Genomic DNA, 15,119 nt, shown 5'->3' with positions numbered 1-15,119 from the left:
CGGCCGCCGTTGTTCGCATTCTCGCGGCCCTGCACGGGGTGAGCCCGGTGCCCCGCTGATCGGACAGCCGTTCCCGGTGCCGCTGATCCGCGGCACCGGGAACGGGAAACCACGTGCGCGTCAGCCGATCTGCTGGCTGAGCACCGAGTAGTCGTTGCCCACGTTCGTGTACACGCCGGGGTAGCCCTTTTCGGCGCAGCCCTTGCCCCAGGACACGATGCCGGCGACCTTGCCGTCGACGTAGGCCGGGCCACCGGAGTCGCCCTGGCAGGAGTCCTTGCCACCCTCGGGCACGCCGGCGCAGAACATCGAGGCCTTGTCATAGCTGTACTCGCTCGAGGAGTACGACTCGGCGCAGCTGTCGTTGTCCACGACCGGGACGGTCACCTTCTGCAGCTGATCGGAGACGTCACCGCCTTCCGAGGTCGCGCCCCAGCCGACCACGGTCAGCTCGGCATCCGCCTGGTAGGCCGGGTCATCGGCCGACTGCACCAGCGTCGCGGGCTTGGCGGACAGCTCCTTGTCCAGCGTGAGCACGGAGTTGTCGTGCTGCATGCCGCTGCCGTCGAAGTCGGGGTTCTGCCAGACGTCGCTCACCCCCGCCTTCTCGCCGGAAGTGTCGCTGAAGTTGGTCTGGCCGGCGATGATCTCCATCGAGGACACCTGGACGCCGTCGGTGCAGTGCGCCGCGGTCAGCACCTTGTTCGCCGCGACCAGGGTCCCGGCGCAGTGCTGGGCACCGTCCACGTTGAAGATGACCGTGGACGGGAAGTCCTCGATCGTGGTGGGCGTTCCGCCGACGATCAGCGGTCCGCTGTCGGCGGAAGCGCCCGGGGCACCGCCCAGCGCCAGCGCACCCGCGGCCGCGGCGGCGCTCAGCGCCAACGTCGTACGCCGAATGAGTGAACGGTCTACCTGCATGACATCTCCCTTCGGGGACCAGTGAGGGCACTGTCGAGCAGATCAGGACAAAGCGGGTCTCGGGTAGCTACGTAAGTCGCTACCCGAGAATCAGCCGCATCTGGTTGGTTACTCGCTGCCGGGCCGTCCGATGATGATTCGTCCGCGTGGGGTCGCCGCGTCCGGTGCCGGAGCTGTCACCGCAGGAGCGCGTCGCCGTTTCCGCCGAGGGCGCCGAGCACGGTACGGGTGAGCAGGTCCGTTCTCGCGCCCACCTCTTCGATCGGATCGTCCGTCGTGCTCAGACCCAGCGTCTCGACGGGCCGCCGTTCCACCTCGCACAGCAGCGCCACATACACCTGACTGCACCAGGACGGGTCGGCGGCGGTGATCACGCCGGCCGCGTGCAGCCGCGAGAACAGCAGTTCGATCCCTTCGACCACCTCAGGAGCGAGGATCGGGCCACCGGTCCGCGGATCGGACACCCGCACGAGCGCGGCGCGCCGGCTGAGCTTGAAGTCGAGAACGATCTCGGTCGCCCGGTGCAGTGCTGCCAGCGGCGGCGCCGTCGCCACCCGCGCCTGCTTCAGCGCCAGCAGGTACCGCTCGTTGAACCGCTCGTTCAGGGCCTCCAGCAGCACCTGCCGGGAGCTGAACCGACGGTGCACGGTGACGCGGGTGAGCCCGGCGGCGTCGGCGATCTGCTCGAGGCTCGCGTTCGGGTCCGCGGCGAGCACTTCCTCCGCCGCCTCGAGGATGCGGGCCGCACTGCGTTCCGCGTCCGCCCGCACCCGTCGCGGCTTCGCTTCGGCAGTCATTCCACCTCCCACTGGCGGCGACCATGCTATCGCTGGAGCATTGGTGCACCACTTGTTGACTTAAATGATACATGCGAGTATCAGTTGAGGAACCACCTCGTGAGCGAACAGGAGAGCAGTCATGGATCTCGAACTCGACGGCACACGCGTCCTCGTCACCGGGGCGAGCAGAGGAATCGGACTGGCGATCGTCCAGGCCTTCCAGGGCGAGGGCGCCGAGGTCATCGCCGTGTCCCGGAGGACGACCCCCGAACTCGAGGCCACCGGGGCCACGTTCGTCCCCGCCGACCTCGCCGAACCCGACGGCCCGCGACGGATGGTCGAGAAGGTGCTCGAACTGGACCCACGCCTGGACGCCGTCGTCAACAACGCCGGCGGCGGTACCGCGTCCGCGGAAATGCTCGCCGATCCCTTCGGTGGCACCGCCGCGACGTGGGCGAGTGCCTTGGCGCTGAACCTCGTCGCGGCCGTCGAGACGACCAGGGCAGCGCTGCCCGCGCTGGTCAGGTCCCGCGGCGCGGTGGTCAACATCAGCTCCCGGAACGCCCGCGATCCGCGCGGGGCACCGCTGTCCTACTCGGCCGCCAAGGCCGCACTCAACGCGTTCTCCCGCGGTTTGGCCGAGCAGGTCGCGGAATCGGGCGTCCGGGTCAACGTCGTCACGCCGTCCGGAACCCACACCCCGATGCTCACCGGCGAGGACGGTTTCGGCGCCGAACTGGCGACCCATCTGGGACTCGACCACGAGACACTGCTGGCGGTGCTGCCGAAGGAGGCCGGCATGCTGACCAGCGCGCTGATCGACCCGGCCGAGATCGCCCGCGCCGTGCTGCTCCTGGCCTCCCCCACGATGCCCAGCGCGATCGGCTCCAACTGGACAGTGGACGGCGGCTCACTCAAGGTCGCATGACTGCCTCACTCCAGCTGGGTCCTCTCGCGACCCAGACGCTGCTCGACGCGGGCGCGCTCACCCTGATCGACGCTGTGCTCTCCTCCGGCCGGCCACGGCGGAGTCGCCGCAACCGGCGTCGCTGATCGCAACGGGCTGACCACACCGCAGAGAACGGGAGCCGGTAACCGGCTGCAGGTCCAGGTCGAGCCCACAGACGCTGGGCGGCGAGCCGGCCGGAACTGATCCCCCAGGCACGGGTTGACCGGCTGGCTCTACAGTTTTCGCCAAGACTGACCCAGGGGAGGGCGTCAGATGAGCGAGAACGAGGAACAACCAGCGAAAAAAAGCTGGTGGGGCGAAGGCCACAAGTGGATCGCCGCCGTTGCCGCGCTGATCACGGCTGTAGCCGGAATCTTCATCGGCCGGTCGAGTGCTCCGCAAGCACAACCGGCCACGCCAGCCACGGTGACACCGCCACCGGCGACTGTCACTGTCACCGCGGCCGCGCCGTCATCGGCCGCCATCACGCCCAGCTCGACCAGCCCGGTGAACGCCGATCCCGGAGTCTATTCGTCCGAGGACATCGAGTGGGGCAGGTACAACCTCGATTTCAAGAAGCCGATCTATCTGGCGGAGAAGTACATCGCCCCTTTCTACCTGGACCTCGTGGCGTACGGCGAGGCGGCGAAGCTGGCGGAATGGCAGACCGACTCGCTTCCGGGCAAGGACGAATGCGCCTCGGCGGTGGCCGAGCGTGGCGACTCCCGTACCGGTGAGCTGGTCAAGGGCAACATCGTATGCGGAAAAACCGCCGAGGGCCGGATTTTCCGCATCGAGGTGCTGGGAGTGAGCGGTAACACCGTCACCAGCAAGGTGCTGGTCTGGAACAAGTAATACCGAATCAGCCGATCCCCGCGATGCCCGACAGTCGTTGTCCCAGTTCGGCGATCACCCGGGGTGGGCCGCCGGCGGATTCCGGGAGGGGGACGGCCGTGAGGCGGCCGCCGAGGTCGGAGACGTAGGCCACGTCGTCGTCCACGGCGAGGCCGATCGTCTCGGTGAAGCCGCCCGCCAGGATTTCCGGTTCGGCGGGCTGTTCGCCGGGACGCGGTATCGGGGCGCGGTTGAGGGTGTTGCCTCGCGGTTCGGCGCCTCGGTCGGTCCAGTAGAGGTACGGGCCGTGCAGTTCCAGGTCGATCGGCTCGGGCAGGCGGTCCCACAGGGTTTCGATGTCGCCGCGGTGCGCGGCGGTCTCGCCCGGCAGGAGATCCAGCCCGGCGCGCAGGATCCGGCCCAGGCCACCCTTCGCGGGGCCTTTCTGGGTCCAGTACAGGTGTTCGGAGTCGACCGCGACGCCCACGCATTCCTGCGTCCCGGTGTCGTCCGGGTCGTTCACGACGAGATCGGTCAGCTCGGACCCGTCCGTGCGCGCCCGGGAGACGCGGCAGCCCTCGCGATCGCCCCAGTACAGGAGCCCTTGGTAGGCCAGTTGTTTTCCGGTGGTGATGACGCCGCGGTCGAGGAGATCGCGGGCGCCGGTGCCGTCCAGGCGGACCGCGTGCAGGCCACCATCGGCACCGGAGAACAACGGGTCCGAAGAGGACGGACGTGCCGGGTCGAAAGTGGGCGCTCCCATGGTCGTCCAGTAAAGGGTGTCGTCCACCAGTACCACACCGTCGGGAGTGGGACCGGCTCGATCGTAGATCGTCGAGACGTGGCCGTCGGTCACGTCGACGCGCAGGATCTTTCCCTCGCGAATGCTCAGCACTGCCAGTTCGCGGAACACCATTACCTCCACTCCGGACGGTGCGAGCCGCGCGGAATCAGTGGATTCGTGTAGTGGCCGGGGGTTTCCGACATCCGGATCTGCTCGGTGACGCCCTGGTAGCGGCCGAGCGCGGTGTCCGCGGTGAAGGTCTGCGGATCCAGGTACTCGTGTCCGGGAGTCCGCCCGGCCACCTCCGCGGCGTAGTCACGGTCGAGAATTCCCAGGCTCAGCAACCACAACGCGACCCGGGTGAGCGAGACGGTGACCCGGTAGGAGCCGCCGTCGGTGGCCCGCAGCATCAACGCACGCAGGATGCCCAGCTCCAGGAACCACGACGTGACGTAGTCGTTGACCACCGGAACCGCCGGCAGCGACGGAACGCCGTTCTCCCCTTCCAGCAGCATCACCCCGGCCAGGCAGCCCGCCGTCTGGTCGAAACCGACCCGCCCGGCCCATGGCCCGGTGTCCCCGTTCAAGGTCACCGTGGCGTGGACGATCCCGGGCCGGGCCTCGGCCGCGGCCGAGACGTCGAGCCCGCGCCGCGCGAGGTAACCCGGGCGCCGGTTGGCGTAGAAGACGTCCGCACCGGACAGCAGGTGCCGCATGGTCTGCTGGTCCTCGGGGCGACTGAGGTCGAGCCGCGTCGAGCGAACGCCCACATTGGACGTCGAGTAGAGCAGCGGCAGCTCGTATTCGTTCGGGTCCCACACGTTCAGTACGTCCGCGCCGTGCAACGCCAGCGCCCGCCCGCAGCCGGCACCCGCGATGATGTGCGCCCGGCCCAGTGCGCGAATGCCCTCCAGCGGCGCGCGCACGCCGCCGGGCAAGGGTTCCGGGTCGCTGTCCCCGATCTTCTCGACCACGACCGGCGGCATCGCCGACAGCACCTGCTGGTACTGCGCGGTCGCGATCAGCTCCTCAGTGGTCCGGACCACGGGCATGATCACGCCCGCGGCCTCGGCGGCCTCCTCGAGTTCGAAGGAGTTCCAGCGGGCGATGGCCTGCCGCGCCGCGTCGTCGCGTTCCGGTACACCCAGCAGTGCCGCCGCATCGTTGCGCAGCTTGGGATACGGGCTGATCGGGTGCACCCACCGGCCGTCGGAGGTCTCGTAGAACCGGTCCGTGCCGAACGCCTGGGTGACCCGGGCGGGATCACCGGGCGGATAGCCGTCCAGCAGCTCCCACTTCTTGTCGTAGAACGGGCACAGCCGGTGCGGAGCGACCCGCAGGTCCATCGAGATGTCCTGCCCGCGTCCCCCGCGCAGCTGCCAGATCTTGGCCACCGCGACGGATTTGGCGGCCAGGGCGATCGACGTCCCGCCGGCCAGCCGCAGCGCGCCGGGCAACACCGGATCGGCGCCGGTGAACGAGACCGCACCACCGGCGTCGGCCTCGCTGAGCCCGACCGCGCCGAGCAGTTCGGCCAGCGGGACGTGCAGGTCGTAGTCGTCGGTGGCCGCGGGCTTCGCGAGCGCGGCTTCGAGCTTTCCGGTCAGGTTCATTCCGACTCCAGCGCGTCCAGCACGGCGCGGGTCCTGCGGTCGCGTTCGCCGGACCGCTGCTGGTAGGCCTCGGTTCCGGTGCCGTAGGCGGCTTCGACCGCACCGAGCACTTCGCCGAGGTTTTCCCGGTCCGGACTGCCGGTTTCGAAGGTCATCTGCGAACCGACATGACTCACCAGATGGCGCATCCCGTCCGGGCCGCCGCCGAGGTGCATGCTCTCGAACGGCCCGATCGTCGCCCACCGCAGCCCGAGGGACGCCTTGACCAGCTCGTCGAGATCCGCCGCCTCGATCACGCCCTGCTGCACCAGATACATCGCCTGGTCGTTGACCACGCGCTGCAGCCGGTTGCCGACGAAACCGGGCACTTCCTTCTTCAACGTGATCGGCTTCTTGCCCAGCGCGCGATAGACCTCGACCGCGCGCGACACCGTTTCCGGCGCGGTCCGCTCGCCCGGGACCACCTCCACCAGCGGCATCAGCTCGGGCGGATTGAACGGGTGCCCGATGACGATGCGGGACGCCGCCGCGTTGCCCTCCGCGATCGCGGTGGGCAGCAGCGACGACGAGGACGACGCCAGCACGACGTCGTCGCGGGTGTGCGCGGCCAGCGTCGCGAATATCTCGTGCTTCAGCTCGATCCGCTCGGGACCCGACTCCTGCACGAAGTCCGCGCCCCCGGCGGCCGCCGCGAGGTCGGCGACCGCGGTCACCGGCAGCCCGGCCAGCTGCTGCCCGACGATGTCGGGCAGGTCCGGTCGCGGATCGCTGACCCGGACCTGCCAGCCCGCCCCGGCGAACAGGCGGGCCCAGGACACTCCGATGACTCCCGCGCCGACGATCGCGACGACCGGCATTGCTCCCGCCTCCCTGGTTTACGCAGTGACCGCGTCGGCGTTGTTGAGCAGCGCACTCGGCGCCCGCAGCAGCGACTCCGACGCGACGGCCCGGCGGCGCGCCGAACTCACGCCGCCGAAACTCTCGGTGATGGCGATCAACCGGGCGGCGTGGTGCGCGACCTCGGATTCGTAGGTCATGCCGATCCCGCCGTGCAGCTGGATGATCTCCTCGGCGACCGCAGTGGCCGCGTCGCACACGAACACGAACGCGTCGTCGGCCGTGGCGGCCAGGTCGACCTCGCCGCCGTTGTCGTGCGCCTCGACCGCGGCGGTGGCCCACAACGCCATCGACCGGGCCAGCTCGACGCGCGCGTAGACGTCGACCGCGCGGTGCACCAGCACCTGGAACGTGGCCAGCGGGACGCCGAACTGCTTGCGGGTCTTGAGGTATTCGACGGTCATCGCGAGACCGGTCTCCATCAGGCCGATCGCCTCGCCGGTCACCGCGACGCGAGCCCGGGCGAACGCGCTGCGCAGTGCGGCGGCCGCGTCCGCTTCCGCGCTGCCCAAACGAGTCGCGGGCGTGCCGACGAACTCGACCTGCGAGGTGTGGCCCCAGTCGGCGGCCCGGCCGTCGGCGCGGGTGATGCCCTCCGCGGTCGCCTCGACCAGGTAAACGCCGGTTTCACCAGCGTCGTCGACCGCGGTCACCAGGAACTTGTCGGCCTGGTCGGCACCGCGGACGGGCGATTTCACCCCGGTGAGGGAGCCGTCCGCGGCCGCGGTCACCGTCGGGGCCAGGCCCCACGGGCGGCCCGGCTCGGCGTGCGCGACCGCGATCGTGGCGCCGCCCGCGGCCAGCACCGGCAGCAGCTGCTTGACCTGGTCGTCCGTGCCCAGCCCGGCGATCAGCCATGACGGCAGGAAAACGCCGTCGAGCAGCGGTTCGGCGGCCGCGTGCTTGCCCATCGCCTCCAGGCTCGCGTACACCTCGACCGGTCCGGCGCCGGCACCGTCGTGGTCGGCGGACACGGTCAGCCCGGTCAGGCCCAGTTCGCCGAGGGTCTGCCACACCTGGTCGGACCAGCCGAGTTCGGTGCCCGTGGCGCCCGCCCGCCCGCCGTTCGCGTAGCCCCGGCCGACCGCCTGGTCCACGGTCTCGAAGAGCAGCCGCTGATCTTCGTTCAGTTCGAGGTTCATGGTTGCCGGTGCTCCTTACAGGCCGAGGATCGTCTTGGCGATGACGCCGCGCTGGATTTCGTTGGAGCCGCCGAAGATCGACAGCTTGCGCTGGTTGAGGTACTGCGTCGCGGCCACCGACGCCGCGTCGCCTGCCCGCACCTGTTCCCCGGTGCCGGTCAGCATGCCGTCCGAACCGGCCGCGCGCATCCGGAGCTTGATCAGCTCCTGCAGTGCCTGCGTGCCCTCCATCTTCAGCAGCGACGACACCGGGCTGGCCTTGCCGTTCTCGGACGCGGCGGTCACCCGCAGCTGGGTGGCCTCGAGCGCGAGCAGGGTGGTCTTGGCGGTGTGCAGCGCGGTGCGGAACTGCGGGTCGTGGCCGAGCAGGCCGTCCTCGGTCGGGATCGCGCCGGACGCGGCGGCGAGATCGGCGTAGATCCGCTGCCCGGTGCCGACCTGGGCGATTCCGTTCCGTTCGTTGCCGAGCAGGAACTTCGCGTAGCTCCAGCCCTTGTTCTCCTCACCGACCAGGTTCTCCGCCGGGATCCGCACCTCGTCGAAGAAGAACTCGTTGACCTCGGCGCTGCCGTCGATCAGCTTGATCGGCCGCCGCTCGATGCCCGGCGTGTTCAGGTCCAGCAGCAGGAACGACAGGCCCTGCTGCTTGCGCGGCGCGTCCGGGTCGGTGCGCGCGAGCACGAACATCCAGTCGCCGTACTGGCCGAGGGTGGTCCAGGTCTTCTGGCCGTTGAGCACGTACTGGTCACCGTCGCGGCGGGCGGTGGTGCGCAGCCCGGCGAGGTCCGAACCCGCTTCCGGCTCGGAAAAGCCCTGCGACCACCAGATGTCGAGGTTCGCCGTGGCGGGGAGGAACGTGCGCTTCTGCTCCTCGCTGCCGAACTCGGCGATGATCGGGCCGACCATGCTCACGTTGAACGCCAGCGGCTGCGGTACGCCCGCCCGCTGCAGCTCCGAGGAGTACAGGTGCGACTGGGTCGGGCTCCAGCCGCGGCCACCCCACTCCTGCGGCCAGTGCGGGACGGCGAGCCCGTGCTCGTTGAGGATGCGCTGGCTCGTGACGATGTCCTCGCGGGTGGTCTCCCCCAGCGCGGTGCGCCGCCGGACGTCCTCGGGAACCGCGCCGAGGAACACCTCCCGCAGCCCGTCGCGGAACGCGAGGTCCTCTTTCGAGAGTTCCAGATCCATGTGTCAGTTCCCTTCCGGCGACGGTCGGCCGGCCTGCGCGAGCACCTCGGCGGTGCTCGCCCCGGCCCGTTCGGCGTGCCCGCGGAACCCGGCAGGGGTCCGCGAGAAGTGCAACGGGTTCTCCACGACGCGGATGGTGCCCTCGGTCGGGTGCTCCCGCTCGGTGATCAACCCGACCTCCCGAACATAAGGGTCGGCGGGCAGATCCGCGATGTCGACGACGACCGCGTAGGGCACGTCGTGCTGGGTGAGGAAGTCCTCCCATTCCGCGGTCGTGCGGTTCTCGGAGTTCGCGAGGACCTTCTCCACCCCGGCGGTGAAGATCTCCCGGTCGATCACCGGTGAGTCCCAGGCCGGATCGGCGGCGTCGTCGGTGAGCCCGGCGCCGGTCAGCAACGTGCGGACCGCGGCGTTGGTGTAGGGCACCGCGGAGATCGCGCCGCCGTCGGCCGTGCGCATGGCCGCGTGCGTGGCGCTCAGCGACAGCGGGTTGCCCACGTCGCCGGCAGCGGGCACGAAGACGTCACCGGCCAGGTGCTCGACCAGGTTGACCGCGATCATCGCGTCCGCCATCGCCAGCTCGACGCGCTGGCCCGATCCGGTGCGCTGCTGGTCGAACAACGCCGCGAGGACGCCGTTGAGCAGGTACAGCGCGGCGGTCTTGTCCGCGATGTAGGTGGGAACGAACTGCAGGGTGCCGCCGGCCCGGTCCTGCAGGCTGACCAGGCCGGAGGCAGCCTGGATCACCTCGTCGTAGGCGGGCCGCCCGGCCCGCGACGAGCCGACCGCGAAGCCCTGCGCGTGTGCGTAGACCAGCCGCGGGAACCGTTCACGCAGGTCGTCGTAGCCGAGCCCGAGCCGGTCCAGCGCGGCGGCACGCATGTTCGTCACGAACACGTCGGCGTCCTCGAGCAGGGCCAGCAGGTCATCCCGGCCCGCCTCGTCCTTCAGATCGAGGCTCACACTGCGCTTGTTCCGGTTGACCTGCAGGTACAGCGGGGCCATCCCGGCGCTGCGCCCGACGCCGGCCGGCGAGACGCGGGCGACGTCCCGCAGCGGCTCCACCCGGATCACCTCGGCGCCGAAATCGCCGAGGATCTGGGTCGCGTACGGGCCCATCACCGCGGAGGAGAGGTCGACCACCCGCACTCCGGCGAGCGGACCGGCGGAACCGTCGGACGAGGTCATCGTGATCCTTCCCGGTGTCGATCAACGCTTCGCCATCGACGCTATTGAGCCCTGGCGGGCAAGGGAATGACCGAGTTCCTCAGAGCGGTGTGACCACGGTGATAACACCGCCGGGGGGTTGTTGGAGGGGCCGGTAAGCGGTGGGGCAGGGTCGCGGCGGAGCCGGCGGGTGGTCGCGATGGGGTCGGTCGCGACGAAGGTGGGCGGTCGTGACGGGGCCGGTCACGACGGGGCGGGTGGTCACGACGGGGCCGGTCACAACCGGGCAGGCGGTCACGACGGGGCCGGTCACAACCGGGCAGGCGGTCACGACGGGGCCGGTCACAACCGGGCAGGCGGTCACGACGGGGCCGGTCACAACCGGGCAGGCGGTCACGACGGGGCCGGTCACAACCGGGTAGGCAGTCACGGCAGGGCCGGTCACAACCGGGTAGGCAGTCACGGCAGGGCCGGTCACGACCGGGCAAGCGGTCGCAATTGGGCCGGTCACGACGCGGGTCGGCGGTCGCGACGGGGCCGGTCACGACCGGGTGGGCAGTCACGATGGGGCCGGTCACAACCGGTAGGCAGTCACGGCGGGGCCAGCCACAACCGGTAGGCAGTCACGGCGGGGCCGGTCACGACCGGGCAAGCGGTCGCAATTGGGCCGGTCACGACGGGGGCCGGCGGTCGCGACGGGGCCGGCCACAACCGGGTAGGCGGTCACGACGGGGCCGGTCACGACCGGGTGGGCAGTCACGATGGGGCCATTCGCGACGGGAAGTGGGTGCGCGACGGGGAGAGGTGGCCGCCGGGAGTGGTTGCGGCACGGCCGGTACGCGGTGGGAAGGCCCCTGTGCCGGCTGGGTCAGCCGGCGATCCCGGCGGCGGGGTCCGTCAGTGATGCGGGCCAGATCACCCACCGATGTCGGCCAAGCCGGTCACCGACTCCAGCCGGGTCAGTTGCCGACTCCAGCCGGGTCAGGCGGCGATCCCGACGGCGGGTTTAGTCAGCGATGCCGGCTAGATCACCCACCGACCCCGGCGGGGTCACCCACCGACACCAGCCGGACCACCCACCGACTCCAGTCGGATCAGTCGCCGACGCCGGATAGGTCGAGTGCTTCCGCCGCGCAGTGCAGTGCGGCTTTGTTCGCTGCCGGGTCCGGGTGGGCGGGCGACACCGCCAGTGTGGTGACCCCGGCCGCGGCGAGGGCACGCATCCGGTCGGCGATCCGCTCCTTCGGGCCGACCAGGGAGGTCGCGTCCAGGAACTCCGCCGGGATCGCCGCCATGGCGCCGTCGTAGTCCATGGTCAGGTATCGCTGCCGCACCTCGTCGGCGGCCGCCTCGTAGCCCATCCGGGCGACGAGGTCGCGGTAGAAGTTGTGCTCACGGCTGCCCGCTCCGCCGACGAACCCCGCGACGTAGGGCCGCACGTGCTCGGCCGCGGCGCGCCAGTCGTCACCGACGGCGAGCGGAACGGTGGTCACGACGTCGAAACCGTCGAGGCTCGCGCCGATTTTCGCGCGACCGGCCCGGATCCGCGCCAGCGAATCGCCACTGTGTTCCGGGGAGAAGAACAGACCGAGCCAGCCGTCCGCGATCTCACCGGTGAGTTCCAGGTTCTTCGGGCCGAGCGAGGCGAGGTACAGCGGAATGCGCTCGCGTACCGGCGGAACGGTCAACGACAGAGCCTTTCCAGGGCCGCCAGGAATCGGCAAACGGAAATGCGGACCGTCGTGCCGTACTCGCTCATAGCGTAACGTCTTGCCGACGATTTCCACATATTCACGGGTACGTTCCAGCGGTTTCGCGAACGGCACGCCGTACCAGCCTTCGGAAACCTGCGGTCCGGAAACCCCGAGCCCGAGCCGGAACCGGCCACCGGAAAGGGTGTCCAGGGTCGCGGCGGTCATCGCCGTCATCGTCGGGCTGCGCGCCGGGATCTGCAGAATGGCACTGCCCAGGTCCACGCGTTCGGTCCGGGCGGCGAGCCAGGCCAGTACGGTCGCGGCATCCGCCCCATAGGCCTCGGCCACCCACACCACGGAAAATCCGATCCGGTCGGCTTCCTGCACGAGTTCGAGGTTCGCCGAATCGTTTCCCACGCCTCCGTACCCGATGTTCAGTCCGATTCTCATTCGATCGACGTTACCGTTGGTAATTGACGGACCACAGGAGAATTGGGTGGTTCAGGGGTGAGGTAGGGGCAGTTCCCGTCCACGGCGCCCGCGCCCGGCACGGAGCCGGACCCCGCCAGGCCGGGCCGGCCCCTAAACTGCCTGAAGTGGAGATCCACCACCTGCGGTACTTCCTCGCGGTCGCGCGTGAGCTCAACTTCACCCGCGCGGCGCGGTCGCTGCACATGTCCGTACCCCCGCTCAGCCAGCGCATCCGGGACCTGGAACGGGAACTCGGGGAGCCGCTGTTCGACCGGTCCACACACCACACGCGGCTGTCCGCGGCCGGCGAGGCACTGCTGCCGCTCGCGGAAAAGGTGGTCTCCGGGTTCGACGCCATCCCCGGGCGGATCCACTCCCGGGACCGGCGGACCGACGTGCGCCTCGCCGTGCCCGACGTGCTGAACCCGGCCCACCGGCGCCGGCTCAGCGAATCGATCCGGTCACTGGAGGAGGGCTACCGATTCAGCCTGCGGCAGATGCCGTCGCTGGAGATGGAGTCGGCGCTGCTGAGCAATTCGCTCGATCTCGCGATCTCGCACCTGGGCACCAGCGACGACCGGCTCTCCACGATCGTGCTCTACCGCGAACCGCTCGGCGCGGTCGTGGACCGTTCCCGGTTCCCCGACCGCACCTCGCTGACCCTGGCCGACCTGCGCGGTTACCAGTACCTGCAGGGGCCACGACACTGGGACCTCGGTGCACGCCGGGCCGAGCAGCTGGCAGGCCACGGCGTGCTGGTCGACCCGGACGCGCAGTTCTCCGACATCAGCGGCCTGCTGATCTTCCTGCACAGCACGAAGAGTTTCGCGCTCGCGCCGGTGGAGTCGACCACCGTACTGGCTCTCGACCCGGCCGAATGCGCGGTGCTGCCGATCGAGGACCTCACCGCGACGCTGACCACGTTCCTGATCCGCCGCACCGCACAGTCCGCGATGGACCCGGTGGCGGAGGTCCTGCGGCACGCCCGCTGAGCCGATCGTGTCTTTACATCCAGCTCGCACTTGTCAACTCCACTGTACATCGCCTACCTTTCTGTAAAGCCAGCCAACGGAAAAGGGCGCGATGAGCGAAATGACCGGCACGGTGCCCGTCGGCTCGACCGAACGGTGGACCGACCGCAAGCGGTACCTGTGGCTGATCGGGCTCGTCGTGCCCGCACTGGCCTTCCTCGCCATCGGACTGCACGCCGCCACGGGATGGGGTGTCTGGTTCTGGATCGGGCCGATCGTGATCCTGGTGATCGTGCCCGCGATCGACCTGATCACCGGGCTCGACCGCAGCAATCCGCCGGACGACGTGCTCGAGCGGCTGGAGCGGGACCGCTACTACCGCTGGATCACCTACCTGTTCCTGCCGATCCAGTACCTCGGCTTCGGCTTCGCGTTCTGGCTGATCGCCACGGGCGGGCTGTCCGTGGTGGACAAGGTCGGGCTGGCCGTCTCGATCGGCTGCATCGGCGGGATCGGCATCAACACCGCGCACGAACTCGGGCACAAGAAGGAAAGTCACGAGCGGTGGCTGTCGAAGATCGCGCTGGCGCAGAGTTTCTACGGACACTTCTACATCGAGCACAACCGCGGCCACCATGTGCGCGTGGCGACGCCGGAGGATCCGGCCAGCAGCCGGGTCGGCGAGAGTTTCTACCGGTTCTGGCCGCGGACCGTCTTCGGCTCGCTGAAGTCCGCGTGGCGGCTGGAGCGCAAGCGTTACGCCCGGCGGGAGCGCCATCCGTACCGGATCGGCAACGACGTGCTCAACGCGTGGCTGATGTCGGCGGTGCTGTGGGTGGCGATGGTGGCGTGGCTGGGTTTCGGCGTCCTGCCGTATCTGCTGATCCAGGCGGTGGTCGGGTTCTCGCTGCTGGAAGTGGTGAACTACCTGGAGCACTACGGCATGCTGCGGCAGCGGGTCGGCCCGCCGGAGCGGCGCCGGTACGAGCGGGTCGATCCCAGCCACAGCTGGAACTCCAACAACATCGCGACGAACGTGCTGCTGTATCACCTGCAGCGGCACAGCGACCACCACGCCAACCCCACGCGGCGTTACCAGTCCTTGCGTGACTTCGCCGAATCCCCGGTCCTGCCCACGGGTTACGCCGGGATGATCGTGCTCGCGCTGGTACCGCCGCTGTGGCGCCGAGTGATGGATCCGCGGGTGCTCGCACACTTCGACGGGGACCTCGCACGGGCGAACATCCAACCGGGGAAACGGGAGAAAATCCTGGCCCGCCACGGCACTCGTGCGGACTCGCCGGCCGTGGAACTGTCCGATGTGCACGGTGACGCGACGGAAGGCGGGATGTGTCCCGGCTGCGGTTACGTCTACGACGAGCGGCGCGGCGACCCCCGCGAGGGATTCCCTGCGGGCACCCGGTGGACGGCGATCCCGGATTCCTGGTGCTGCCCCGACTGCGGGGTCCGGGAGAAAATGGATTTCGTGGCTCCGGGAAGGATGGGTGCATGATGCGGATCGAAGCGGATCTGACCCGCTGCGAAGGGCTCGGCATGTGCGAGACGATGGCGCCGGAGTTCTTCGAGGTCAGCGACGAGGGCACGGTGGTGGTCCACGACCCGGCCCCGGGCGAGGAACACCGCAAGGACCTCACCGCGGCCGTCGACGCCTGCCCGGTGCTGGCGTTGAAGCTGCACTGAAGAACACC

Annotated in this window: 15 protein-coding genes; 6 read left to right on the top strand and 9 right to left on the bottom strand. The window is 69.6% G+C overall.

All coding sequences use genetic code 11. From position 1 onward, the window contains the following. Window positions 1–120: 120 nt before the first annotated feature. Both BJY18_RS27830 and BJY18_RS27825 read right to left on the bottom strand, forming a co-directional pair. Window positions 121–921: a S1 family peptidase gene (locus BJY18_RS27830; protein WP_184782882.1), complete on the bottom strand. Its 801-nt coding sequence runs from the start codon at window positions 919–921 to the stop codon at window positions 121–123. 176 nt (window positions 922–1,097) lie between these two features. Beyond that, the gene (locus tag BJY18_RS27825; RefSeq protein ID WP_184782881.1) at window positions 1,098–1,718 is read right to left on the bottom strand and encodes a TetR/AcrR family transcriptional regulator; all 621 of its coding nucleotides are present in this window, start codon (window positions 1,716–1,718) and stop codon (window positions 1,098–1,100) included. Window positions 1,719–1,839: 121 nt separating this feature from the next. Here BJY18_RS27825 and BJY18_RS27820 point away from each other — a divergent pair, with 121 nt between their 5' ends. The 3 genes from BJY18_RS27820 (at window position 1,840) to BJY18_RS27815 (ending at window position 3,504) form a co-directional block, all read left to right on the top strand. Beyond that, window positions 1,840–2,628: an SDR family NAD(P)-dependent oxidoreductase gene (locus tag BJY18_RS27820; protein WP_184782880.1), complete on the top strand. Its 789-nt coding sequence runs from the start codon at window positions 1,840–1,842 to the stop codon at window positions 2,626–2,628. Then, window positions 2,625–2,753 carry a hypothetical protein gene (locus BJY18_RS37535; protein WP_281393710.1) on the top strand — a complete coding sequence of 43 codons (129 nt, stop codon included), beginning with the start codon at window positions 2,625–2,627 and terminating at the stop codon, window positions 2,751–2,753. The genes BJY18_RS27820 and BJY18_RS37535 overlap by 4 nt, the downstream gene beginning before the upstream one ends. A 169-nt stretch (window positions 2,754–2,922) precedes the next feature. Next, entirely contained in the window at window positions 2,923–3,504 is a 582-nt protein-coding gene (locus BJY18_RS27815) for a hypothetical protein (protein ID WP_184782879.1), read from the top strand. Window positions 3,505–3,511: 7 nt separating this feature from the next. Here the strand turns inward: BJY18_RS27815 and BJY18_RS27810 are convergent, their stop codons facing one another. From BJY18_RS27810 to BJY18_RS27780, 7 genes are all read right to left on the bottom strand, one after another. After that, window positions 3,512–4,396, bottom strand: coding sequence for an SMP-30/gluconolactonase/LRE family protein (locus BJY18_RS27810; RefSeq protein ID WP_184782878.1), 885 nt, complete (start codon window positions 4,394–4,396; stop codon window positions 3,512–3,514). Window positions 4,397–4,398: 2 nt separating this feature from the next. Then, a complete protein-coding gene (locus tag BJY18_RS27805; RefSeq protein ID WP_184782877.1) occupies window positions 4,399–5,880 on the bottom strand; it encodes a CoA transferase in 1,482 nt (493 codons plus the stop codon). Then, on the bottom strand, window positions 5,877–6,737 hold the full coding sequence (locus BJY18_RS27800; protein WP_184782876.1) for a 3-hydroxyacyl-CoA dehydrogenase NAD-binding domain-containing protein: 861 nt from the start codon (window positions 6,735–6,737) through the stop codon (window positions 5,877–5,879). The genes BJY18_RS27805 and BJY18_RS27800 overlap by 4 nt, the downstream gene beginning before the upstream one ends. Before the next feature lie 18 nt (window positions 6,738–6,755). Next, window positions 6,756–7,919, bottom strand: coding sequence for an acyl-CoA dehydrogenase family protein (locus tag BJY18_RS27795; protein WP_184782875.1), 1,164 nt, complete (start codon window positions 7,917–7,919; stop codon window positions 6,756–6,758). 15 nt (window positions 7,920–7,934) lie between these two features. Then, on the bottom strand, window positions 7,935–9,107 hold the full coding sequence (locus BJY18_RS27790; RefSeq protein WP_184782874.1) for an acyl-CoA dehydrogenase family protein: 1,173 nt from the start codon (window positions 9,105–9,107) through the stop codon (window positions 7,935–7,937). A gap of 3 nt (window positions 9,108–9,110) precedes the next feature. Next, the gene (locus BJY18_RS27785; protein WP_184782873.1) at window positions 9,111–10,295 is read right to left on the bottom strand and encodes a CaiB/BaiF CoA transferase family protein; all 1,185 of its coding nucleotides are present in this window, start codon (window positions 10,293–10,295) and stop codon (window positions 9,111–9,113) included. Between the two features lie 1,073 nt (window positions 10,296–11,368). After that, entirely contained in the window at window positions 11,369–12,418 is a 1,050-nt protein-coding gene (locus BJY18_RS27780; protein ID WP_184782872.1) for an LLM class F420-dependent oxidoreductase, read from the bottom strand. Window positions 12,419–12,564: 146 nt separating this feature from the next. Between BJY18_RS27780 and BJY18_RS27775 the strand changes: the two genes are divergently transcribed. The 3 genes from BJY18_RS27775 to BJY18_RS27765 all read left to right on the top strand — a co-directional run bounded on the left by BJY18_RS27775 (window position 12,565) and on the right by BJY18_RS27765 (window position 15,111). Beyond that, window positions 12,565–13,431: a LysR family transcriptional regulator gene (locus BJY18_RS27775; RefSeq protein WP_184782871.1), complete on the top strand. Its 867-nt coding sequence runs from the start codon at window positions 12,565–12,567 to the stop codon at window positions 13,429–13,431. Window positions 13,432–13,522: 91 nt separating this feature from the next. Further along, the gene (locus tag BJY18_RS27770) at window positions 13,523–14,923 is read left to right on the top strand and encodes a fatty acid desaturase (protein WP_184782870.1); all 1,401 of its coding nucleotides are present in this window, start codon (window positions 13,523–13,525) and stop codon (window positions 14,921–14,923) included. After that, entirely contained in the window at window positions 14,920–15,111 is a 192-nt protein-coding gene (locus BJY18_RS27765) for a ferredoxin (RefSeq protein ID WP_246458991.1), read from the top strand. The genes BJY18_RS27770 and BJY18_RS27765 overlap by 4 nt, the downstream gene beginning before the upstream one ends. Window positions 15,112–15,119: the final 8 nt, after the last annotated feature.

The organism is Amycolatopsis jiangsuensis (genome assembly GCF_014204865.1).
Classification (GTDB): domain Bacteria; phylum Actinomycetota; class Actinomycetes; order Mycobacteriales; family Pseudonocardiaceae; genus Amycolatopsis; species Amycolatopsis jiangsuensis.
The sequence above is the reverse complement of the archived record's forward strand: the minus strand, read 5'-3'. Positions and strand labels throughout refer to the sequence as shown.